General features: G+C 45.9%; 18 protein-coding genes. 13 read left to right on the plus strand and 5 right to left on the minus strand.

The window, feature by feature from the left end:
- Positions 1-6: 6 nt before the first annotated feature.
- Entirely contained in the window at positions 7-1,365 is a 1,359-nt protein-coding gene (gene nagE, locus WA325_RS17745) for an N-acetylglucosamine-specific PTS transporter subunit IIBC (RefSeq protein WP_024120573.1), read from the plus strand.
- A 34-nt stretch (positions 1,366-1,399) separates the two neighbouring features.
- Here nagE and ltaS read toward each other — a convergent pair whose 3' ends face one another.
- Entirely contained in the window at positions 1,400-3,346 is a 1,947-nt protein-coding gene (gene ltaS / locus WA325_RS17750; protein WP_024120574.1) for a lipoteichoic acid synthase, read from the minus strand.
- Between the two features lie 254 nt (positions 3,347-3,600).
- Between ltaS and WA325_RS17755 the strand changes: the two genes are divergently transcribed.
- The 6 genes from WA325_RS17755 to WA325_RS17780 all read left to right on the plus strand — a co-directional run bounded on the left by WA325_RS17755 (position 3,601) and on the right by WA325_RS17780 (position 10,933).
- A complete protein-coding gene (locus WA325_RS17755; protein ID WP_044163616.1) occupies positions 3,601-3,993 on the plus strand; it encodes a J-domain-containing protein in 393 nt (130 codons plus the stop codon).
- A 135-nt stretch (positions 3,994-4,128) separates the two neighbouring features.
- Entirely contained in the window at positions 4,129-5,544 is a 1,416-nt protein-coding gene (locus WA325_RS17760) for an alanine/glycine:cation symporter family protein (protein WP_202853216.1), read from the plus strand.
- Between the two features lie 673 nt (positions 5,545-6,217).
- Entirely contained in the window at positions 6,218-7,630 is a 1,413-nt protein-coding gene (gene treP, locus WA325_RS17765; RefSeq protein WP_336184027.1) for a PTS system trehalose-specific EIIBC component, read from the plus strand.
- A gap of 73 nt (positions 7,631-7,703) precedes the next feature.
- Positions 7,704-9,392 carry an alpha,alpha-phosphotrehalase gene (treC, locus tag WA325_RS17770; RefSeq protein WP_336184028.1) on the plus strand — a complete coding sequence of 563 codons (1,689 nt, stop codon included), beginning with the start codon at positions 7,704-7,706 and terminating at the stop codon, positions 9,390-9,392.
- Between the two features lie 20 nt (positions 9,393-9,412).
- A complete protein-coding gene (treR, locus tag WA325_RS17775; protein ID WP_024120578.1) occupies positions 9,413-10,129 on the plus strand; it encodes a trehalose operon repressor in 717 nt (238 codons plus the stop codon).
- 138 nt (positions 10,130-10,267) lie between these two features.
- Positions 10,268-10,933 carry an NAD(P)H-dependent oxidoreductase gene (locus WA325_RS17780; RefSeq protein ID WP_044163631.1) on the plus strand — a complete coding sequence of 222 codons (666 nt, stop codon included), beginning with the start codon at positions 10,268-10,270 and terminating at the stop codon, positions 10,931-10,933.
- A 35-nt stretch (positions 10,934-10,968) separates the two neighbouring features.
- On the opposite strand, the gene WA325_RS17785 is transcribed toward WA325_RS17780, so the two are convergent.
- Entirely contained in the window at positions 10,969-15,345 is a 4,377-nt protein-coding gene (locus tag WA325_RS17785) for a multifunctional 2',3'-cyclic-nucleotide 2'-phosphodiesterase/3'-nucleotidase/5'-nucleotidase (RefSeq protein WP_336184029.1), read from the minus strand.
- Between the two features lie 242 nt (positions 15,346-15,587).
- Between WA325_RS17785 and WA325_RS17790 the strand changes: the two genes are divergently transcribed.
- Entirely contained in the window at positions 15,588-16,106 is a 519-nt protein-coding gene (locus WA325_RS17790; protein WP_059336024.1) for a type 1 glutamine amidotransferase domain-containing protein, read from the plus strand.
- A gap of 34 nt (positions 16,107-16,140) precedes the next feature.
- Here WA325_RS17790 and WA325_RS17795 read toward each other — a convergent pair whose 3' ends face one another.
- Together WA325_RS17795 and WA325_RS17800 are read right to left on the minus strand one after the other, a co-directional pair.
- Positions 16,141-17,337, minus strand: a complete 1,197-nt coding sequence (locus WA325_RS17795; protein WP_326325596.1) for an MFS transporter — start codon at positions 17,335-17,337, stop codon at positions 16,141-16,143.
- A gap of 163 nt (positions 17,338-17,500) precedes the next feature.
- Positions 17,501-17,716 carry a DUF1128 domain-containing protein gene (locus WA325_RS17800; protein ID WP_010333391.1) on the minus strand — a complete coding sequence of 72 codons (216 nt, stop codon included), beginning with the start codon at positions 17,714-17,716 and terminating at the stop codon, positions 17,501-17,503.
- 201 nt (positions 17,717-17,917) lie between these two features.
- On the opposite strand from WA325_RS17800, the gene WA325_RS17805 reads away from it, so the two are divergent.
- The 3 genes from WA325_RS17805 to WA325_RS17815 are packed head-to-tail and all read left to right on the plus strand — an operon-like array spanning position 17,918 to position 19,581.
- Positions 17,918-18,388 carry a low molecular weight protein-tyrosine-phosphatase gene (locus WA325_RS17805; RefSeq protein WP_326325598.1) on the plus strand — a complete coding sequence of 157 codons (471 nt, stop codon included), beginning with the start codon at positions 17,918-17,920 and terminating at the stop codon, positions 18,386-18,388.
- Positions 18,389-18,406: 18 nt separating this feature from the next.
- Positions 18,407-18,730, plus strand: a complete 324-nt coding sequence (locus WA325_RS17810; RefSeq protein WP_024120585.1) for a hypothetical protein — start codon at positions 18,407-18,409, stop codon at positions 18,728-18,730.
- A gap of 23 nt (positions 18,731-18,753) precedes the next feature.
- Positions 18,754-19,581 (plus strand): YihY family inner membrane protein, encoded by an 828-nt coding sequence (locus WA325_RS17815; protein ID WP_024120586.1) that lies wholly within the window; start codon positions 18,754-18,756, stop codon positions 19,579-19,581.
- A gap of 198 nt (positions 19,582-19,779) precedes the next feature.
- Here WA325_RS17815 and WA325_RS17820 read toward each other — a convergent pair whose 3' ends face one another.
- A complete protein-coding gene (locus WA325_RS17820; protein ID WP_322013100.1) occupies positions 19,780-20,955 on the minus strand; it encodes an MFS transporter in 1,176 nt (391 codons plus the stop codon).
- Positions 20,956-21,122: 167 nt separating this feature from the next.
- Between WA325_RS17820 and cax the strand changes: the two genes are divergently transcribed.
- The gene (cax, locus tag WA325_RS17825) at positions 21,123-22,178 is read left to right on the plus strand and encodes a calcium/proton exchanger (RefSeq protein ID WP_024120588.1); all 1,056 of its coding nucleotides are present in this window, start codon (positions 21,123-21,125) and stop codon (positions 22,176-22,178) included.
- A gap of 70 nt (positions 22,179-22,248) precedes the next feature.
- Positions 22,249-23,043 (plus strand): YfkD famly protein, encoded by a 795-nt coding sequence (locus WA325_RS17830; RefSeq protein ID WP_082687919.1) that lies wholly within the window; start codon positions 22,249-22,251, stop codon positions 23,041-23,043.
- Positions 23,044-23,199: the final 156 nt, after the last annotated feature.

Consider the following 23,199-nt stretch of genomic DNA (forward strand, 5'->3'; position numbering starts at 1 on the left):
ATGGGTATGCTTTCATTTTTACAAAAGCTTGGAAAGTCATTTATGCTCCCGATTGCGGTTTTGCCTGCAGTCGGGATTATCCTTGCACTTGGCAGGGAGGATTTATTCGATATCCCGTTTGTTTATCAAGCGGGAACTGCTGTTTTTGATCACCTGCCGCTTATATTTGCGATTGGGATTGCCATCGGCATTTCAAAGGACAGCAATGGGGCCGCGGGTTTATCAGGGGCGATTTCGTATCTGATGCTCGACGCGGCAACAAAATCGATTAATGAAGCAAACAACATGGCGGTATTTGGGGGAATTATTGCCGGTTTAATTGCAGGTTACACCTATAACCGCTTCAAGGATACAAAACTGCCGGAATATCTCGGGTTCTTCAGCGGCAGACGGCTTGTGCCGATTGTCACCGCTATTTTTACAATCATTTTAGCAGGAATATTCGGTTCGATATGGCCGCCGATTCAATCGGGAATTAACGCGTTTGGGGAGTGGATGCTTGGGCTTGGCGGAATCGGCGCGGGCATATTCGGCTTATTCAACAGGCTGTTAATTCCGCTCGGTCTTCACCACGTGCTGAATAATATTTTCTGGTTCCAATTCGGCGAATATAACGGAGTGACAGGTGATTTGGCGCGCTTTTTCGCTAAAGACCCGACAGCGGGCACATACATGACGGGATTCTTCCCGATTATGATGTTCGGTCTTCCGGCGGCATGTCTGGCAATGATTGTGACTGCCAAGCCGTCAAAACGAAAAGCAACGGCCGGAATGATGATTGGGTTTGCGTTGACTGCGTTTATCACAGGGATAACCGAGCCAATTGAGTTTGCATTTATGTTCTTATCTCCGCTGTTATACGCTGTGCATGCAGTCTTAACCGGACTTTCGCTATTCATCGTTAATTTGCTCGGCATACGCTCTGGATTTTCTTTTTCAGCCGGTGCGATCGATTATCTTTTGAGCTACGGAATTGCAGAAAAGCCGCTGCTGCTGCTTCTGGTAGGTATATGCTATGCGGCTGTATACTTTGTCGTGTTTTACGTCTTAATTAAGACGTTGAATTTGAAAACGCCGGGACGTGAGGATGATGACTTGGATGAAGTGCTGGACGAGAACACAGCACAGTCTGTCAATGAAAACATCATGCTGAAGGGGCTTGGCGGAAAAGAAAACCTGCAGACGATTGATCACTGTGCGACAAGGCTGAGACTGACAGTGAAAGATACATCTTTAGTAAATGAAGCGTTATTAAAGAAAGCAGGCGCAAAAGGAGTCGTCAAATCAGGCGGGCAATCAGTACAAGTCATTATTGGCCCGAATGTAGAGTTTGCGGCAGAGGAATTACGTGCTGCAGTGAAATAAAAAAAGCAGAGAGGCTGGCCTCTCTGCTTTTTTCTTATTTATCTTCGTCTTCTGTTGACGTCTCTGAATCCTCGCCGTGTTTTGTGTAATCATAATCGGAAGGGTTCACCTTTGTAAAACCTTTCGGGTTGTAGAAACGCAGCAGGTCTCCGTTTATGATTTTATCGGACATTTCGAGTTCCTTCTTGACGAGTGAGTCTTCTGACTTGTCGATCTCAGATTCATCAAGCTGTTTCCCGGTTTTTGTGTCATAGTACTTGCCGGATATTTTCGTGTACTTCGGTGATATAAAGTCTCCGTTGCGGAACGGAATTACTTCACGGTGTTCTTTAGATAAAATATCAGAACCGGACATCAAGTAGTCTTTCGTATCCACTCCGAGCAAATGCAGAAGGGTTGGAGCCACATCGACGTCTCCGGCATATTTATGAACTTTTTCGCCCTTCACGCCGGCAGCGTGGATAAAGAGCGGCACCCGCTGAAGCTGGGCGTTGTCATAATCGGTAATTTCATCTTTGCCAAGCACTTTGGCCATCGCGTTATTGTGGTTTTCAGAGATGCCGTAGTGGTCTCCGTACATCACGATAACCGATTTATCATATAACCCGTCTTTTTTCAGGTCATTGAAAAATTGTTCAATGGACTGATCAAGGTAATGGGCTGACTGGAAGTAGTTGTTGACGACAGAGTCGCCAAAGTCTCCAGCCGGGAAGTCAGTATCCCCCTCATCCATTCCGAATGGGAAGTGGTTAGACAGGGTAATGAACTTCGTATAGAACGGCTGCGGCAAGCTTTCTAACAGCGGCATTGATTCTTTAAAGAACGGTTTATCTTTCATGCCGTAGTTTTTCGTGTTTTCTTCGTTCATGTCATAGTAAGCAGAGTCGAAGAACTTATCTATGCCTTCCGCTTTGTACATTTCGTTTCGGTTCCAGAACGTCTGCGTATTCCCGTGGAACGTAGCAGATGTGTAATCTTTAGACTTCAAAATCGCCGGAACGGATTGAAGCGTGTTTTGCGCTTTGTTCACGAAAACGGAACCCTGAGCCAGCGGGTACAGAGAGTTTTCCATCATAAATTCTGCATCCGATGTTTTACCTTGTCCTGTTTGGTGGAAAAAGTTATCAAAGTAGAACGTTTCGTTATCGTGCGCCAGTTTATTTAAGAACGGTGTCACTTCTTTACCATCAATTTTATAGTCGATGATAAAGGACTGCAAAGATTCAAGTGAAACGTAAATGACGTTTTTTCCTTCCGCTTTGCCGAAATACACATTGTTCGGCACATCGTAATTGGCTTTCATGTAGTTCTCAACTTCCGTTACGTCGCTTGAATCGGCAAGTGCGCGCTGGCTGTTGGATTTGACATTCTGCACAGCGTCATAAATCGTAAAATTGTATGTTCCTAAATATTTGACAAGATAGTTTCGGTCAAATGATCTCGTCAGCAATTCAGGACGGTCTGACTCCGCAACTGCCAGGTTGATTAAGAAAACGAGAATCGAAGACGCAAGAACGATTCGGAATGATTTTTTGTTAGACGTATCGGCAGGCTTGTTCACTTTAATCGCTAAGATAATCAGAATGATCGTATCGATAAAGTAAAAGGCGTCAGTCGGTCTCATCAGCGAAAATGCGCTGTCACCGAGTTGGCCGCCGTTTGTTTTAGCCTGCATAATGACCGGAATCGTAATAAAATCATTGAAGAATCGGTAATACACAATGTTTGCGTACAGTAAAAAAGACATTAAAAAATGAATCACTATGATGGCTGTCTGCTGTAATTTTTTCTTGAACAAAAGTCCAAATCCAAGAAAGAATAAGCTTGAGCTGAGCGGATTCACAAAAAGCAATATTTTCTGGATCGTGTTGTCTATTCCTAAATTGAAGTTCAGGACATAACCGACATACGTCTTTACCCATAACAGGACGACCGCAATTAAGAAGAAGGCCAGTCCTCTTTCTTTTATAAATGTTTTCATTGTTACACTCCTTTTTCCGATCACAGTTCGAGCGAAACGATAGAAAAAACGAACGTATCCAATATAACACGAATCAGCGGATTAGAAAAGTGAAAATCGTCCGATGGAAAAAGTGGCGAAAAACGCCGTCGAATCAACGTTTTCTTAGGAATTTGCCAGATGTAAAAGCAGGTTTATTACTGTAAATAAAGGAATAATATGGTTTGTGACAGCTGTATGATAAAATATGTTCATTAATGAAAAGAGGTGGGACGATGGATTTTTCTCATATTGTGTCTGAAGATAAGATTAAACGCGCCATCAAAGACGGAGAATTTGACAACCTGCCGGGAATGGGAAAACCGCTGCCAAAGGATGATGCGGCCCACTTGCCGGAATCCCTGCGGATGGGCTACCGAATGTTAAAAAATGCAGGGATGGCTGAGGATGAGGGTGCACTGAAAAAAGAGCTTATGACCCTCAACCATTTAATCTCCAAGTGCTATGACGAAAAGGAACGTGAGCAATTAGTAAGAAAAAAATCAGAAAAGCAGCTGATGCTCGATAAGCTTGCCGACAAAAAAGGCATGTTTTCCAAACCAGCGTCATCGTTTTATAAGAATCAAGTATATGAGCGGCTGGGGCGAAACAGACCTTCTTCTACTTAGTTTTCCTTGTCAGGCGATGTTTTTTAGCCGTCCAGCTTCCTTTCTTCCTCAATTTGACTTAGTTATGTCTGCCCTAAAAGGTTTATGTTTTTCCATCTGTGGGGAATTGACCCATAAACGGGAAAGGGTGATGGGATGGAACAACGATTAGAATGGGTAGAGCGTATATCTGATTGGCTGTGGGGGCCGCCGCTAATTATCTTACTGACGGGGACGGGATTGTACTTCACCATTTTGCTGAAGTTTTTTCAATTTCGCTATCCTTTATATATTTTGAAGCAGACGATCGGCAGCGTAGGAAAAAAGCCGAAGGGAGAGGGGACAGTTACGCCGCTTCAAGCATTGACATCAGCCCTCAGTTCGACGATTGGGGCGGCGAACATTGTCGGAGTGCCTGCGGCTATCATGTTTGGCGGTCCCGGGGCTGTTTTTTGGATGTGGCTGGTGGCCTTATTTGCTATGGCAATTAAGTTTTCAGAAAGTGTGCTTGCGGTTCATTACAGAGAAAAAAATGAGCAGGGTGAATTTGTCGGGGGACCGATGTATTACATAACAAAAGGGCTGCGCATGAAATGGCTCGGCGTGTTTTTTTCTGTTGCACTGATCGTAGAGCTGATTCCAAGCATAATGGTTCAGGGGAATTCAGTTTCAGTCTCTCTTGCCGAAACGTTTTCTTTCAATAAAATATACGCCGGAATCGGCATCGCGTTTTTGATTGGTTTAGTTGTAATTGGCGGGGTAAAGCGGATCGGAAAAGTAACAGAGTTTGTCGTGCCTCTCATGGCAGGTGCATACGCGGGAGCCGGTCTCCTGATTGTTCTTATGAATCTTTCATCTGTTCCGGCGTTTTTCTCTCTCATATTTTCGAATGCGTTTACTTCTTCTTCGGCAGCAGGAGGATTTGCAGGCGCTGCCTTGGCTGAAACCATCCGCTGGGGGTTTGCCCGCGGCTTGTATTCTAATGAAGCCGGGATGGGAACCGCGCCGATTGCACATGCGGCGGCAATGACTGACCACCCCGTAAGACAAGGCTTCTGGTCTGTGATCGGCATTGTCATTGACACCTTGATCATCTGCACCACCACGGCATTTGTCGTCCTTGCATCCGGTGTCTGGACAGGGAAGAACGCCTCAAGTGACCCAGCAGCACTGACTACGGCTGCATTTCAGCATTATTTCGGATCTGGCGGAGGGTACTTCGTTTCGATTTCTCTCGTCTTTTTTGTTGTCTCGACCATTATGGTTGTCATATTTTACGGCGTAAAACAAGCTGAATTTCTATTCGGACGGCTGTCGGGACATGTCATTAAATTCGTCTATTTAGCGGCTATTATCATAGGTGCCGCCGGCGGAGCAAAAGCCATCTGGGGTTTTCTGGACTTAGCGTTAGTTTTCATTCTCGTTCCGAATGTGATTGCGCTGTTATTATTGAGCAAGAAGGTAAAAGCGCTGTATACCGAATTTTTCACATCTGAACAGTATTACCTGAAAGATAGAAGAAAAACGAAACAGAGTGCTGTTTACCAGACAAACGAAGCTGAAAACTCTTAGGGTTATTGGAACCAACATCGTCTTACTCTTGATGATCAATTAGATGAACAAAGGCAGCAAGATCGCATCACCACATTAGTTAGGCTTTCTGTAAAGCCTTCTGACTCGGTGATCGGTTCTTCAATGACTCTCCTTTGGCCGCCTTTTATTTTTACAATCAGGCATTTTGCCGTTCACAAAATAATAGATCTAAACTCGTCTCTGCCAATACACTGGAAATAGACAGCTTATTGGCAGAGATTCCTCGTCTTCTCTATTTCATCCTTCAGATGCCGCAAAAAGGAAGGAGGGCGTGATCCTGAATAGATTCAGATTTTACGATTCCTTCGATATATACAACAAATCCGCATAGTCTATTTCCGAAGTCAAACCCTCTAAACATGATATCTCTGAGCAGCTTTCTGTTAATAGTGTTTTCCCTGAGATAGGAGAAATCGGCCCTTCCTTGTTGGCCTCGAGCTCACGGAGGAACTTGCAGGGCATTCTCGTGTTTATTCATAGGGTTCACCTCTCAAAACATTTGCTAGCTTTTTAGAGTAACCTTTCTGTTAAGCCATTCTATGACTTTACGAATAGTATGAAAGCGCTATAAAAAGTTGTTGACTACATGTATATACAGGAATACAATATAAACATAAGTTGTATATACAAGTTATCAAACGGAGGGGTTGGCATGGGGGAACTGAACAGATCAGCACGGCGAATTGTTGAAGCAGTCGGCGGTGCTGAAAATATTGCAGCGGTAACTCATTGTGTAACACGTTTACGCTTCGCGTTAATAGATGAAAGCAAGGTTGACCAAGAGGTGCTGGATCAAATCGATGTTGTAAAGGGATCGTTTTCGACAAACGGGCAGTTTCAGGTTGTGATCGGCCAGGGAACAGTCAACAAAGTATATGCGGAACTGGTCAAGGAAACGGGGATTGGCGAGTCAACAAAGGATGACGTGAAGAAGGCCTCAGAAAAAAATATGAATCCTTTGCAGCGTGCTGTGAAAACGCTTGCAGATATCTTTATTCCGATTTTGCCGGCGATTGTCACGGCGGGTCTCTTAATGGGGATCAACAATATCTTAACGGCGCAGGGGATTTTCTTCAGTACAAAATCGATTGTGCAGGTGTACCCGCAGTGGGCGGATCTCGCCAATATGATCAATTTAATCGCAGGCACGGCCTTTACGTTCCTGCCAGCGCTGATCGGCTGGTCGGCGGTGAAGCGGTTTGGCGGCAATCCGCTCCTCGGCATTGTGCTCGGCGTTATGCTTGTGCATCCTGATTTACTGAATGCGTGGGGGTATGGCGCCGCGGAACAAAGCGGAGAGATCCCTGTATGGAATCTTTTCGGCCTTGAGGTGCAGAAGGTCGGCTATCAGGGGCAGGTGCTCCCGATTTTGCTCGCTTCGTATTTGCTCGCCAAGATTGAATTGTTTTTGACGAAACGGACACCCGAGGGGATACAGCTTTTAGTCGTCGCGCCGATTACGCTGCTCGTGACAGGCTTTGCATCCTTTATCATTATCGGACCGGTCACATTTGCGATCGGGAATGTGTTAACTTCGGGGCTTATCTCGGTGTTCGGCTCATTTGCCGCGCTGGGCGGGCTGCTGTACGGCGGCTTATACTCGGCGCTGGTGATTACCGGAATGCATCATACGTTTTTGGCAGTTGATCTGCAGCTGATCGGCTCTAAGCTTGGAGGCACTTTTTTATGGCCGATGCTGGCGCTGTCAAATATCGCTCAAGGGTCAGCGGCGCTGGCGATGATGTTTATCGTAAAGGATGAGAAACAAAAAGGCCTTTCCTTAACATCAGGCATTTCCGCTTATCTGGGCATTACAGAGCCTGCCATATTCGGGGTGAACCTTCGCTACAGATTTCCGTTTATCATTGCGATGATCAGCTCAGGGCTGGCCGGGATGTATATCTCATCTCAAGGCGTTTTGGCTAGCTCCGTCGGTGTTGGCGGCGTGCCCGGCATTTTCTCGATTATGAGCCAGTACTGGGGTGCATTCGCAATCGGGATGGCGATTGTCTTGATTGTTCCGTTTGCCGGAACATACGCTTATGCGCGACTGAAACGTAAATAACAAAGGGGAGCGGGACGTGTTTTTGACGGTCCCTTTTTCCCATTTTCATTAAAAAAGACGGTGGTGGAGACAGATGAAAACAGAACAAACACCATGGTGGAAAAAAGCCGTGGTTTATCAAATTTATCCGAAAAGCTTTAAAGATACGACGGGAAACGGCATTGGCGATTTGAATGGAATTATTGAAAAGCTTGATTACTTAAAAACGCTTCAGATTGATGTTCTTTGGCTAACGCCGATTTACGACTCGCCGCAGCATGATAATGGGTATGATATTCGGGATTACTACACGATTTATCAAGAGTACGGCACAATGGAAGATTTTGAACGCTTATTAGCTGAAGCGCACAAAAGAGGCTTAAAAGTCGTCATGGATCTTGTGGTCAATCATACGTCAACTGAGCACAAATGGTTTAGAGAGGCGATTTCTTCAAAAGACAGCCCATACCGTGATTTTTATATATGGAAAAACCAGAACGAAGACGGCACAGCCCCGACAAACTGGGAATCGAAATTCGGCGGCTCGGCATGGAAGCTTGACGAAGCCTCAGGCCAATATTATCTGCACCTGTTTGATGTCACACAGGCTGATTTGAATTGGGAAAATGAAGAGGTCAGAAAGCATGTCTATGAGATGATGCATTTTTGGTTTGAAAAAGGAATTGATGGCTTCAGGCTTGATGTCATTAATCTGATTTCAAAAGACCAGCGCTTTCCGAATGCGGAAGACGGCGACGATGGCCGTACCTTTTACACTGACGGGCCGCGGGTGCATGAATTTCTGCATGAAATGAACGAAAAGGTGTTTTCACATTATGACAGCATGACGGTCGGTGAGATGTCTTCTACATCGATTGACCATTGCATCCGATATACAAATCCCGGCAATGAAGAGCTTGATATGACGTTTAACTTCCATCATCTCAAGGTCGATTATCCAAACGGAGAAAAATGGGCCTTGGCTCCGTTCGATTTTCTGAAGCTGAAGGAGATCTTATCCGTTTGGCAGACGGAGATGCAGGCGGGAGGGGGCTGGAACGCTTTGTTCTGGTGCAATCACGATCAGCCGCGCATTGTATCGAGATATGGAAATGACGGTCCATATCGGGTGAAATCGGCAAAAATGCTTGCGACGGCCATTCATATGATGCAGGGCACGCCTTATATTTATCAGGGTGAAGAGCTCGGCATGACGAATCCGAGGTTTACGGGCATCAGCTCCTATCGGGATGTTGAGTCGCTGAACATGTATCACGCCTTCAAGAAAAAAGGCATGGCGGAGAAAGAGATTTTAGCCATTTTACAGGAAAAATCCCGTGACAATTCCAGAACACCCGTCCAGTGGGATGATACGCAGAATGCCGGATTTACAACAGGCACGCCATGGATACCGGCCGCCGGCAATTACCGGGAGATCAATGCCGAGGCGGCGCTGAAGGACAAACACTCGGTCTTTTATCACTACCGGAAGCTGATCCAGATCCGAAAAACCTATGACATTGTCACAGAGGGAACGTATGAACTGATCGCAAAGGATGATCCGAACGTTTTTGCGTATATGAGACATGGCGAAAATGAGAAGCTGCTCGTCATCAATAATTTTTACGGGACGGAGGCAGCCTTTACACTGCCGGACACACTGAAGCCCGGCGAGTGGAAGGCAGAGGTGCTTCTGACAAACGATGAAGAGAGAGAAGAACTGAAGGATATGACGCTCCGCCCGTATGAGTCCATTGTTTATCATTTAACAAAACCGTGCTAAACTAAGCTGGGTGGTCATAAATGAAGGTGAATAAATTTATCACAATCTATAAAGACATCGCACAGCAAATTGAAGACGGCCGATGGAAGGCGGAGGAGATTCTTCCGTCTGAACATGAATTGACCGCACAGTACGGCACATCAAGAGAAACGGTTCGAAAGGCGCTTCACATGCTGGCTCAAAATGGATATATCCAGAAAATCAGGGGGAAAGGCTCCGTGATTCTCAACCGTGAAAAAATGCAGTTTCCGGTCTCTGGGCTTGTCAGCTTCAAGGAACTGGCGCAAACTTTGGGGAAAGAAACGAAAACAGCCGTTCACAAATTCGGGCTGGTGCCCCCGTCAGATCTGATCCAAAAACAGCTTCGGGCACAGCCGGATGATGACATATGGGAAGTGATCAGGTCAAGAAAGATTGACGGGGAGCATGTCATTTTGGACAAGGACTACTTTTTCAGAAAGCATGTGCCTCACCTGACGAAAGAAATTTGCGAAAACTCCATTTATGAATATATTGAAGGAGAGCTTGGTCTTTCGATTAGTTACGCGCAGAAAGAAATTGTGGCCGAGCCGTGTACGGATGAGGACAGGGAATTGCTTGATTTACGAGGCTATGACCATATGGTGGTTGTGAGAAACTATGTCTTTTTAGAGGATACAAGTCTCTTTCAATATACGGAAAGCAGACACCGTCTGGACAAATTCAGGTTTGTCGATTTTGCGCGACGGGGAAAATAAAGAGCGCCTGCCTGCGGCAGAGCGCTTTTTTCTCTTGGTATCAAAATTGATACTATCATACAAAAATGTGCGTACTTTTACTTTTTATGAGAATGGCTACAATAGAAGTGAGAGTAACCAAAAGGAGAGGTGCTTAACATGGCAGATGTAAAGAAACAAATTCTGGACGCATACAATTTCAGACATGCGACAAAGGAATTTGACCCGAATAAAAAAGTATCAGACAGCGATTTTGAATTTATTTTAGAAACAGGAAGACTGTCTCCAAGTTCACTCGGCCTTGAGCCTTGGAAATTCGTTGTTGTCCAAAATCCCGAATTCCGTGAAAAGCTTCGCGAATACACATGGGGAGCGCAAAAGCAGCTTCCGACAGCAAGCCATTTCGTCCTGATTCTGGCGCGTACAGCGAAGGATATCAAATATAATGCGGACTACATCAAACGTCATTTAAAAGAAGTAAAACAAATGCCGCAAGACGTGTATGAAGGCTATCTCAGCAAAACAGAGGAGTTCCAGAAACACGATTTGCATTTGCTTGAAAGCGACAGAACCCTGTTTGACTGGGCATCCAAACAAACCTATATTGCGCTTGGCAACATGATGACAGCCGCTGCGCAAATCGGCGTTGATTCCTGCCCTGTGGAAGGCTTCCAATATGATGAAATTCATCGCATTCTTGAAGAAGAAGGCCTTCTGGAAAACGGAAGCTTTGATATTTCTGTTATGGTGGCGTTCGGCTACCGTGTGCGAGACCCTCGTCCGAAAACAAGATCTGCAGTTGAAGATGTTGTGAAGTGGGTATAAAAACGAAAGCTGCTCGATAACGAGCAGCTTTCTTTTTATGCTTGATTCGCTCTGTTCTGTTTTCTTCGCTGATGCAAATATAATGCTGTTCCGAGTGCGCTGATCAGAAATCCTGCCAGCAGGATGGAATACATGGAGGTGGCTGTGTCAGGAAGCAAGCCGCCAGCCGGTCCATCGGTTCCCGATCCGCCCGATCCATTTGTTGGTTCAGTGCCGGGAGGTGTTTGATCGCCGCCTTTGCCGTCATTCGGCTGCTTTCCGCCTGGATTGTCGGACCCTCCGCCATTCTTGCCGTCGTCACCGCCGCCTGTCGGCTGATCGGACGGGAACGCCGGCGGTTTATCGTGAGCACCGGAATTTAAGATCGTGTATTCGCTGAAGTGGTTTGTGTATCCTGTTACAATATCATCGTCAACTGATCCCTTTTCTGTCTTTGTAAAAGTTTTCTTTTTCCAGTCGACATGGTAAATGGCAGGGTTGTGAGCTTCTTCAATATCAAACATCCGAAGCGATAGCTCAACCGGTTCCTTGAATGATTTCACTTCTTTTCCTTTTTGCTTCACTGTAAAGTCATATACATTTGATAGGGAGACGTTTAATTCTCCCTTAGATTTGATTCCGATTTCAGTGTTCGCGGTTTTGATATTCGCCATTGGAAGCTTCATGCTGTACCAGTAGTTGAACACCGTCAGGGAAGGATCTAATTCTCTATCCTTCAATAGCTTGACCTGGTCTTTTTTCATTTTTAGATTGATTGGTTTCTCTTGTGATCCTTCAGACGTTTCATAATAGACAAACGGCTTGTTGGCGTTTTTGGCATAAATCGCAAATTTGTCTTCATCGAGTGTCCAGCTGCCATCCTTCTGCTTTGTCGGCAGGAATACTTCTTTGATCCGTCCTTCCATTTTAGGAGAGACCTTGTCACCAAGCTTTTTCAGCTGCTCGGTGAAAATCTCATAATCGACGTAGCCGAGGTCTTCACCATGAGAAGCTTCCGTAAAGACAGAGTATCCGTCTCCACCGCCGCCGACAAAATGATTTGTTGCGACGCGGTAGGTATCATCTGTATTCAGATCAACTTTGTCTCCGTTAGGCGATTCGATTTTCACGTCTAAAACACGGTGTCCAGGTTCGTTGTTTAATGTAAAGGTATATTCAATTCCAGCCACCTGAGGGAAGGCCCCGCCTCCGTTCTCCACATTGCTTAATCCTTGTTCAAGAGCTTCTTTGATTTGTTTTCCGGTCAAATCAGCCACGTAAAGCGTGTTGCCGAACGGCATCACGTTCAGTACTTCGCCGAGAGTGATATCGCCTTTATCAATGCCTGCTCTGATGCCGCCGCCATTTGTTATCGCTATTCTGGCGCCGGCTGCTTCTTTCGCTTTTGCAAGCATGCCGTCCGCGATGAAGTTCCCGAGATTGGTTTCCTTCGTGCGCACATGCTCACGCTGGCCGTCAAGGGCTACATCCGTGTAGCCGACTTTTTCATTTTTGACGTCCTCTAATTCTTTTTTGAACTTGTTGAGCTCTTTTTTTGCTCCCGCGTTTTCTTCAGTATTCTCATCAATCGGCAGTACGCTTAGATTTGATTTGTCAGTTTGAACGACGCCGTCATCATCAAACGCGACATCGACACGCCCTAAGAATTGGCCGTATTCTTTTGCCTGTGCCACGATAGTCGGTTCGTCGTTTTCCACGACCTCCATTTTGTCCACGAGAGTGTGGGTGTGTCCGCCGATGATCAAGTCAATGCCTTTCACTTTTTTGGCTAGCTCAAGATCGCGGTTATGCCCAATGTGGGTGAGCGCGATAATTTTGTTTGCTTTTTCTTCTTCCTGAATCGTTTTCACGGTGTTCTGCGCAGTTTTAAATGCGTCGTTAAATACAATGCTTTTGCCCGGGCTTGATGTTGTGGCTGTGTCTTCTGTTGTCAGTCCGAACACGGCCACTTTCTCGCCGTCAACGTCTAACAGAATGTACGGATGGATGCCCGGCTCTTTCTTTTCTCCCGCAGTAAAGGTCTGCGGCTTTTTGACAAATGATTTCAGCTTAGGTTCATTGGATACATCCACATTCGCGCTGACGATTGGGAAATCAGGCGCTTCAAAGTGATAGCGATTCGCCGGATCGACAGTTGTGCTGTTCCCGCTGAGAAAATCAGAAAGCACAGACGGACCTTTATCAAATTCGTGGTTTCCGAAGGTCATGGCGTCATAGCCCATCATGTTCATCAGTTTCAGGTCGGCTAAACCGTTCCATTTCGTGAAATACAGGTCGCCGGAAAACACATCTCCCGCGTCAAGCAGGATGTTGTGGTCTGTTTCGCTTCTTACTTCGCTGATTTTCGTCATTCGTCTGGCTGCGTCATCAAGGTGCGCGTGCGTATCATTTGTATGCATGACGGTAAGATCCCATAATCCGCCTTCAGGAGGATCGGTATCTGAATCGTCGTCAAATTGAAGCTTGTACACGCCATAGCCTTCATTTGAAGAATGTCTCACATAAGCCACATCATCGGCTTTGTCCGCAAAAGGCTTAGCTAAAAGCGAAGATTCAAACGTCAAATTCGTGCCGGAAACCGGTGCAATCGACCAGTTGTTATCGGCTTTTGGATTTAATGTTTTCTGTTCAATAATGTAATCCATCAGTACCTGTCTGTTTTCAACTGCGGAGCCGTGGACAATCTTATCACTCGTCAGATGAGGGAAACCGCCGCCGCCGGAGGCGCGGTAATTGTTCGTGACTACGAGAAATTCCTGGCTCGGGCTGATCGGTTTGCCTTCATAGGAAAGGTTGATGATCCGGCTTGAATCCGCGTTAATCACTTTTCCGTTTTCGTTGTATTTAGCAGGTTTTGTGACATCGACCTGATAGGTGACGCCGTCAATCACGTCAAAGTTGTAGGAGCGGAAATTCTCATTCAGCAAGGCCTGATCGCCGCCTTTTGACGGATCGATATGATTAAATTGGCCAGCTGACATGTCGAGCCAGTCCTTCACCTCGCTGCCGGTCAGCTTCACGATCTGGAGGGTATTATCATACAGATACAAGTCTCCGACGTTTTTAATCGCAAGATCCCCGGCCGGAATGTTTGTATAGTAATTGGCTCCGTTTCTGCCGCCGGCTTTAAACGGCGCGCCTGCTGACAAAATCGGAAGATCCTTATACTCGGTATCCTTCATTTCGTTTTCCGCGTACCATTTTTGCGCATCTGTCACAATTTGAATAGAAGGGTCGTCCTTGACTTGTGCAAAGAAGCTGTTAATGTCGGCTTCTGTTTTTCCGACAGGCTTTCTGACATATTCCAGCGTGTTTTGATGTGTTTGCTGAATGGCTTTTGTGACGGCTTCGTTTCTGGATGTGACGCTGCCGGAAATTGATTCGATGCTGCCCTTGGAATCTGCGACCTTCCACGAGCCGTCTGTTTTTTCAAGCTTGAGGTCAATGACGCCTAAGTATTTGCCCCAGCTGCTTGGCATGACGGCCGGAATGCCGTTAATGGTTCCTTTTTCAACATCGAACTGAGCGGCACCCGCATATTCTGCGGAAGGGAAGAGTCCGTGCTGATGGCCCGAGACAATCGCATCAATGCCCTTTGTTTTCGTGGCCAGGTCAAAAACGGCGTTTTCTGCACCTGACGATTGCGCCTGCTTTTCAATACCGGTATGGGCAAGGGCAATAATGACATCCGCGCCTTCTGCCTTCATTTTCGGAATCGTTTCATTGGCAGATTCGACGATATCCTGCACCTGAATCTGTCCTTCGAGATTCTTTTTGTCCCAGGTCATGATTTGCGGCGGGACAAAGCCTATGTAGCCTACTTTGACCTTCTGTTCGTTTCCGTTTTCATCTGTGACTGTTTTCTCGTTAATAACATACGGCGTATAACGGTGTTCGCCGCCAGTTGTTTTAACATTGGCGTTTACAATCGGGAAATCGGCTCCTTTGATCGTGCCGTCAAGAAAGTCGAGCCCGTAATTGAATTCATGATTGCCAAGTGTTCCTGCGTCATACTTCAGCGCGTTCATGACGCTGATAATCGGGTGGGTTTTTGCACCGGAGATAATGTTGTCTTTTTCGTATTTCACTGCGTATTCGCCCAGCGGATTTCCTTGAATCAAGTCACCATTATCCACGAGAAGGGTGTTTGGGTTCTCCTCGCGGTGCTTTTGGATCAGCTGTGCCGTTCTGGCAAGCCCGAATTCTGTCGTTTCTTTGTCGCTGTAGTAATCGTAATCCATCATGTTGGCATGAATATCAGTTGTAGCCAAAATACTGAGATTCACTTGAGGAGCCGTGTTTTCTTCTGCATGAACGGGCGGTGTTGGGAGGATTAGGCTAAGTATCATAATTGGGGGCAGCAGAATACGGAGAATGTTACTGACGTCTTTTCGTCTTTTCTGTATTCTCACCAGTTCTCCACCTTTCAACGAAATTTGTGTTACTGGTTCTATTGTAAGAATATTTTGTAAGCATTTGTAGATGTTTCTTTATGATTATTGTAAAAGGGAGAAAAATAAGTATTATGTATCATCTTTGGGTGATGTGAATTGGGTCATTATGCTTATCGTATGTCAGCTCTGCAAAATGTTTATTATATTGTGGCTGGGGTAGAGTGTTTTATGTAGACATATTAAGGGGGAGGTTATCAATCATGGGTAAAAAAATCGCAGTTGTGCTGACAGATTATTTCGAAGACAGCGAGTATACTGAACCAGCAAAAGCATTTAAAGAAGCGGGGCATGAGCTGACCGTTATTGAAAATGAAAAAGGGAAAACCGTAAAAGGCAAGCAGGGAAATGCGCAAGTCACAGTCGATGCGTCCATTGATGACGTAAACCCTTCCGACTTTGACGCGCTATTAATTCCGGGAGGTTTTTCACCTGACCAGCTTCGTGCCGATGAGCGTTTCGTCCAGTTTACAAAAGCGTTTATGACGGACAAAAAGCCGGTATTTGCGATTTGTCACGGTCCGCAGCTGCTGATTACTGCTAAAGCGCTGGAAGGCAGAAAAGCGACAGGCTATACGTCCATTCGTGTAGATATGGAATACGCGGGGGCCGATGTCGTTGACCAGGAAGTCGTGGTTTGCCAAAATCAATTGGTCACCAGCCGCACGCCGGATGACATTCCTGCATTTAACCGCGAATCTTTGGCACTGCTTGAAAAATAACAAAAACGGACGCCCTGCGGGGACGTCCGTTTTTTCATGATAGCTTGGAACCTGCGGTCAGTTTATTGTATCTGTAATACAAAAAGGCAGCAGAGGCTGTTCCGATGACGGCAATGCCGAAGTCGAACATAAAGATATGGGCTATGCCTCCCGCTTTTGCGATGAGCCCGGTGGCAATCGGCAGCAGAATCGACGCAATACTTGAAGCTGTCGCAACAATTCCGGTGACAGTGCCTTTGCGGTTCCAGAAAAGCTCTGTCATTAATGTAACGGTAATTTGAAACACACCCGCGGTTGAAAATCCTAAGAAAAAGGCTGTGATGTCCAGTACCGCTGGGACGTGAACTGTCAGCATAACGGCAAGCGTACATAATGTAATAATCGGATACAGCAGTGTAATCATCACCGGTTTTACCCATCTGTTCAGCAGAAGGGCTAATAATAAAACAGATACCAAAGCGCCTATGCTATAGTAGCTCAGCAATTGTACGGAAGCTGATTCAGCTAACCCTGCAGCCTTTTGGGCGAAGCTTGGAAGCCAGATTTGAGAGACTGTGAATAAAGCCGTTGATGTAAAACCAATGATAATCAGCGCGGCGCCTTCTTTCTTCATGTCGGGTTCAGATAAGAAAGCAGGAGATCCCTGTTGCCCGGTGTTGATGGGTTGTTTCTGTTTTTTTGGCAGCGAAACAGCTGATAAGCAGAGGATGTTCAGCACATAGACAGCTGCCGGCAGATAAAATGCATATCCGTAGAATAGGCTATGGTCTGCCAAAACTGTAATCAGGAGCGGCAAAAGAGCGGCCCCGAGAGACATAAAAGCTTTTACCAAGACATTCGCCGAGCTGGGAGCAGTTGGGAAGAGCTCCGTTAAAGCCGGATATGTTCCTGCGTCCATGGCCGAATTTGCGACTCCGGCTAATAAAGCAAACACAAACGCAAGTTCATAACTCGGTGATAATGGAATACCGATTAAAAAGACAGCCATCATTCCGGCGGAAGCCACAATGAGCGGTTTTCTGCCTATTTTATCTGATAAAACGCCAGATATTCCGTATGTCAGCAGCTTGCCGAATCCGATAGCCGCAATCACATAACTGATGCCTGTCGGGTCGGTATTCCACTGCTTCGTTAAGGAGGACATGTTGGATGCGAGAATGATATTGACCATTCCGAGCAAGAAGTAGTTGATGTACATTCCGGATGCTGTTTTGACGTATTTCGTTTTCATTCTAGTACTCCTTCAAAATCTTATTCGGCCATTTGCTGTATTCGCCGGCCTCAGGAAGCCCGGCGCCTTGCTGCCGCGTCTTTCCGGCTCCCTAATAAACGAAAGCAAAAAGAATCATCTTCATCAATAAGAAAAAAGACTTGCCGGATGCCGGCAAGCCCCTTTATTTTCGAAGTGATGCAAGTTCTTGAGCGATCGCCTGCATTTCGCTCGGGCTGAATGCTTCTTTTTTCATCACCATTTTATGAAGGTAGGTGAGGTCCTCTATTTTTTCGTCGCTGAAGTCTTCCGCTTTGATAACCCCGACATTCAGCATGTTCAGTTTTTGTGAAATCTCTTCAATCATTTGAGTTAATGTTTCTGTATTTTGGCTGGACAAATGATTCCATCCTTTCTTTCGCGTCATTTGGTATGTTTTATTCTAACAGAATTCCATCAGAAAAAAACCCTATTCTCATTTCGGCCATTTATTTCAAAAAAGTGGTGACATCAGTTGAAAAGTGATTGAACATCCTAATAAGATAGCGGTAAAGGTTTCTTTTTAGAGAAATATGGGCAAAGAATAGGGAGGTTGCACAACATGATCAGCGTGTTATTTGTTTGCTTGGGGAACATTTGCCGGTCTCCGATGGCGGAAGCGATATTTCGGGACTTGGCAGCGAAAAAAGGATTAGAGGGGAAAATCAGAACAGACTCAGCCGGCATCGGCGGCTGGCACGTCGGCAATCCTCCGCATGAAGGAACGCAGGAGATATTGCACAGAGAAGGAATCAGCTTTGAAGGCATGCTGGCGCGCCAGGTGCGCGAACAGGATTTAACCGATTTTGATTACATCATTGCGATGGATACAGAAAATATCGGAAGCCTGAGAAGCATGGCGGGTTTTAAAAAAGCCGCAAAGATCAAGAGGCTGCTTGACTTCGTTGATGATTCAGATCTTGCGGACGTTCCCGACCCTTACTACACTGGGAACTTTGACGAGGTCTATCAATTGATCAGATCAGGCTGTGAGCATCTGCTTGCAGCCATTCAAGAAGAAAAACAATTGTGAGGGAAAGGAGAGTTCATCATGAACAATGAACGCTGGTTGCTGAAAGGTGTCATTCTCGGAGCTGCGGCAGGCGCGGCGCTATCCTTGCTCCATAAGCCGACGAGACAGGCCTGCGGCATGAGATGGATGACGTGCAAGCATAAAATGTCTCTGTACAAAAACAATCCTGAACTATTGAAAAATAATGTCATTACAAAAATTGATGAAGCAAAACAGCTGGCCCAGACGCTGTCAGATGAAGTCGGCTTTGTTAATCAGCAAGTCAAAGAGCTGAAGAAAACAACGCCGAAAGTGATGGAGCTGGTACAGGAAACAAAGGAACATTTTACAAAAGATAAATGATCAAACATTCGAGGTGAGACGACATGAACTTTCTGAAAGAGCTGTTCGGCAGATACACCCTTCATGAGGGGCAAAGCAAATCTGCGGAGCTGGCGTATTTTTTTCTGTTATCGCTGTTTCCGTTTTTGATTTTTATGCTGACGCTCACCGCGTATCTTCCGATTTCTACAGATGACGTGCTGGGGGTTGTAAAACAATACGCTCCCGGAAGTGCGATGTCCCTCGTTGAATCCATTACCCACCAAACATTAAATGACCGAAACGGCGGATTGTTGTCATTCGGGATCATCGCGGCGTTATGGTCTGCGTCTAATGGAATGAATGCCATCGTCAGATCGTTAAACCACGCGTATGAAGTGGAGGAAAACCGCTCTTTTATCATTGTACGTCTAACCTCAATTTTTCTGACGATCGCCATGGTGTTTACCATTTTAGTTGCCTTGCTTCTGCCGGTATTCGGCCGGCAGATCGGAATGCTTGCTGCGGACTTTGTCGGCGCTTCGGACCTGTTTTTATCCATCTGGACAGCGATTCGCTGGGGAGTCAGCCCGCTTGTGCTGCTGATTGTTTTTTCCGCTTTGTACGTCATCGCGCCTAACAAAAAGCTGTCGCTTCGCTTTGTCATGCCGGGTGCGCTGTTTGCGGCCATCGGCTGGATTGTCGTCAGCACCCTGTTTTCGTTTTACGTCAGTACATTTGCGAACTATAGCGCCACATACGGAAGCATTGGGGGGATCATCGTCCTGATGATCTGGTTTTACTTAAGCGGGATTTTAATTATTTTAGGGGGAGAAATCAACGCGCTTTTACATAAACGTAAAAAGCTTCCTGATGAAAATCCCTACAATTAGCGCACCCTATAAAGGAACTTCAGTTCAAAAATGATCCGGGGGGCAAAACGTGATGACAAAGCATACGAAAAAAGGCGGAAGCCATAACAAACAGAATTCAAAGAGCAAATCGAGTCATAAAACAAGCGGAAGTGCCAACGGACAAAACGGCTATCATTAGAACAAAAGCCTCCTGACTTTGTGTCAGGAGGCTTTTTCTTATGAAGAGGAAGAATAGGTCTCAGCAGCTGGCCAGCTTTTTGGTTTGCCTAAAGCGATAGCGAGCCAGACAGCGGCCAGAATGAGGGTAATCAAATAAAACAAGTTAGCGCTTTCGAAGGTTTGCATATACCAGCCGCCTGCAATCGGCCCGAAAATGCTGCCGAGACTGAATGAAATGCCGCAAAGCAAATTCCCCGCCGGAAGCAGGTGGGACGGAAGAAGGTCTGTCATAAAGCTGATGCCGAGTGTAAAGGTTGACCCGACTGCCATGCCCGCAATAAAGAAGCAGCAGCCAATCACGTAAGGAAAAGGGAACACGCCAGCAATGAGAAAGCAGAAGGCCCCCGTCAGCAAAATCACAAGCAGCACATTCCGTCTTCCGTATTTATCGCTGAGAATGCCGAGCGGGAATTGAAAAATAATGCTTCCGATCGCAAATGCAGGAAGAATCAAAGCGACGGCGTCCACAGATAAACCAAGACGCAGCGCATACACAGGAAAGCTGCCGTTTAATGCAGTCTCCAGAAATCCGTAACCGAACGTAGGCATAAACGCCACCCATGCAAACAGCATAGCCTGGTAAAAGCGTCTGAAACTATTGTCAGATTTGGTTTCGTGAGGGCTGGTTTCCGGGTATGCATTTTGTAGCAAGAAAACAAAGAGCCACGCAAGCAAACTGATGCAGCCTGACACGATAAAAGGCAGTGACGGACTCAGCTTAACAAACGGGACCATAAACGGGCCCGCAGCAAAACCAAGGCCAAAGGAGAGTCCGTAAATGGAAAGATTTCTCCCGCGGTTTTCCTTTGACGACATGGAGGTCACCCACGTTTGCGTAGAAAAGTGAAGCATATGGTCGCCGATCCCGATGAAAAGACGAAGCAGGAACCACATCCAAACCGACTGAAGCCAAAGGAACCCGAACAAGCTTAAAATGACGATGCTTCCGCCAATGACGATCAGCGGTTTGAAGCCCAGTTTTCTAAGCGGGGCCTCCATAAACGGAGAAGCCAATAGCACTCCGATGTAGAGTCCAGTCGCATGCAGGCCGTTAATCGCCGCTGATTCACCATTTGTTTCAAAGATAATCGAGATGACGGGCAGCAGCATGCCTTGTGAAAACCCGGATATGGAAACGAGCAAAACCAGGATAAAAAAATGCATTCGTGACATCGTGTCTGTTCTCCTTTGTGAGATCTATGTTGATCGTACACCGATTTCCAAAAGCCGGCAACCTGAAAAAAGCCTATATCGCGCGCAAACATTTGACCTCGTGTAATCATGATGATTTTTGTGAAGAATAAAAATAAAACAAGTCATACAAAAGGAGTCAATTCACTATGAATCGTATCTTTTTTATATTAGTGGCGGCTGGTGTTCCGCTTTCTGTTATCGGCAGTTTGATGCATTGGCCTTCTGCCATTCTCTTTGCAGTCTATTGTGTAACAATTATTGCTCTGGCAAGCTATATGGGAAGAGCGACAGAATCGCTGTCCATTATTGCCGGGCCGCGGATCGGCGGTCTGTTGAACGCCACCTTCGGGAATGCGGTTGAGCTGATTATTTCGCTATTTGCATTAAAGGAAGGCCTTACAGGAATCGTGCTTGCCTCTTTAACAGGTTCAGTGCTGGGAAATCTCCTGCTGGTTGCGGGCTTATCGTTTTTTGTCGGCGGTTTAAAATACAAGCGGCAGGAGTTTAATATCCATGATGCACGCCATAATTCAGGGCTTTTGATTTTCGCCATTATTGTGGCTTTCGTAATTCCTGAGGTGTTTTCGGTTGGAATGGGGGATACAAGCAAGCTTAATTTAAGCATCGGGATCAGCATCATTTTGATTCTGTTATATGTGGCGGCTCTGTACTTTAAGCTTGTCACGCACCGCGGTGTATATCAGCCGAACAATGCTGTCCAGCCTGAGGAAGAGGAGCAGCCGGAATGGTCAGGGAAGGTTGCCACGATTGTTTTGTTTGCAGCAACAATTGTCGTGGCGTACATATCCGAAAACCTGGTGCACACATTCCACTCGGTTGCTGAACAGTTCGGCTGGAGCGAGCTGTTTATCGGGGTCATCATCGTTGCGATTGTCGGTAATGCGGCGGAACACGCGTCAGCCATCATTATGGCCTATAAAAATAAAATGGATATTGCGGTGGAGATCGCAGTCGGTTCGACGCTGCAGATTGCTATGTTTGTCGCGCCTGTTCTTGTGATCTGTTCCATCTTTTTCCCGGTAAGCATGCCGCTTGTGTTTACACTGCCGGAGCTTGTCGCGATGGTATCTTCCGTTCTCTTGATGATTGCCATTTCGAATGATGGTGATTCCAACTGGTTTGAAGGTGCCACGCTGCTAGCGGCTTATGTCATTATGGCGATCGGTTTTTTCCTTCTTTAACCTGAAAAAATGATGGATAACAACAAAGCGGGATGAAAAGACTAAGGGAAAATGCGATAGAAAGAGTGATATGATGAAAAAGCTATTTCATTCCACACTTATTGTGTTGTTATTCTTTAGTTTTTTCGGCGTTCAGCCCATCCACGCGAAGAAGCAGTTTAAGGTGCCGAATTCTGTAGCAAGCATTTCGAAGGAAAACACGTATCCGAATGCTTCACAGGATCAGCCGATGCTTCAGCCGAGCAAGCTGGCTAAGGAGCTGCTGAGTTCATCAGAGGTACAGATCGAAAATCCGCACCTCATCAAAATGCTGAACGAGTCTACGGTCTCTGGCACACCGCTTGCGGTCGGCTACCGGGCCACAATATTTCTCGGGAAATGGGCGCTTGGATATGAATCGAATGAAACAGTCGCCAACTGGGAATATAAAAAAATCAATACAAACCGCGCGGATAACCGCGGCGGAAAACAAACGGCTGAAATGCATTATGACCAAGAGCAGCAATATAGAGTAACGGGCGGCCTGACAGCAAAAGTTCCAAACACGGAAGATGTCAAAAGCATGATGATGCTGAAGGCGATGAAAAAAACAAATCTTCCGCTTGCATTTGAAACGGTCATCGGAGCGGGAACAAAACGAGATCAAATTTATAAAGTCGCTCCGAAAAAACTCGGTTATTTAAACGCATATGCTCCGGCTGTGAATGAAAAAGGGAAAGTGACTTACGGAGAAGTCTATTTAGTGCTCAAAGGCAATAAACGAAAACTTGTTGTGAAAAATGTCACGTCACAGGGAATCGGCGCGTGGATTCCGGTTCAAGACCATGTCACGTTTAGCTTCCAGCTTTCCTCACAGCCAAGATAAACAAAAAACTGATTCCATTATGGAATCAGTCAGCTTGTAGAGAAAACGATGTTTTTTCTACAAGCTTTTTTGTTTCTTTAGATGCTTATTGTATTTTAGATACAGAAAAAGGCTCCCACATATCTATCCCTGCTTGGATAGGTATGTGGCAATCTT

The organism is Bacillus sp. 205(2023) (assembly GCF_037027485.1).
Classification (GTDB): Bacteria; Bacillota; Bacilli; order Bacillales; family Bacillaceae; genus Bacillus; species Bacillus halotolerans.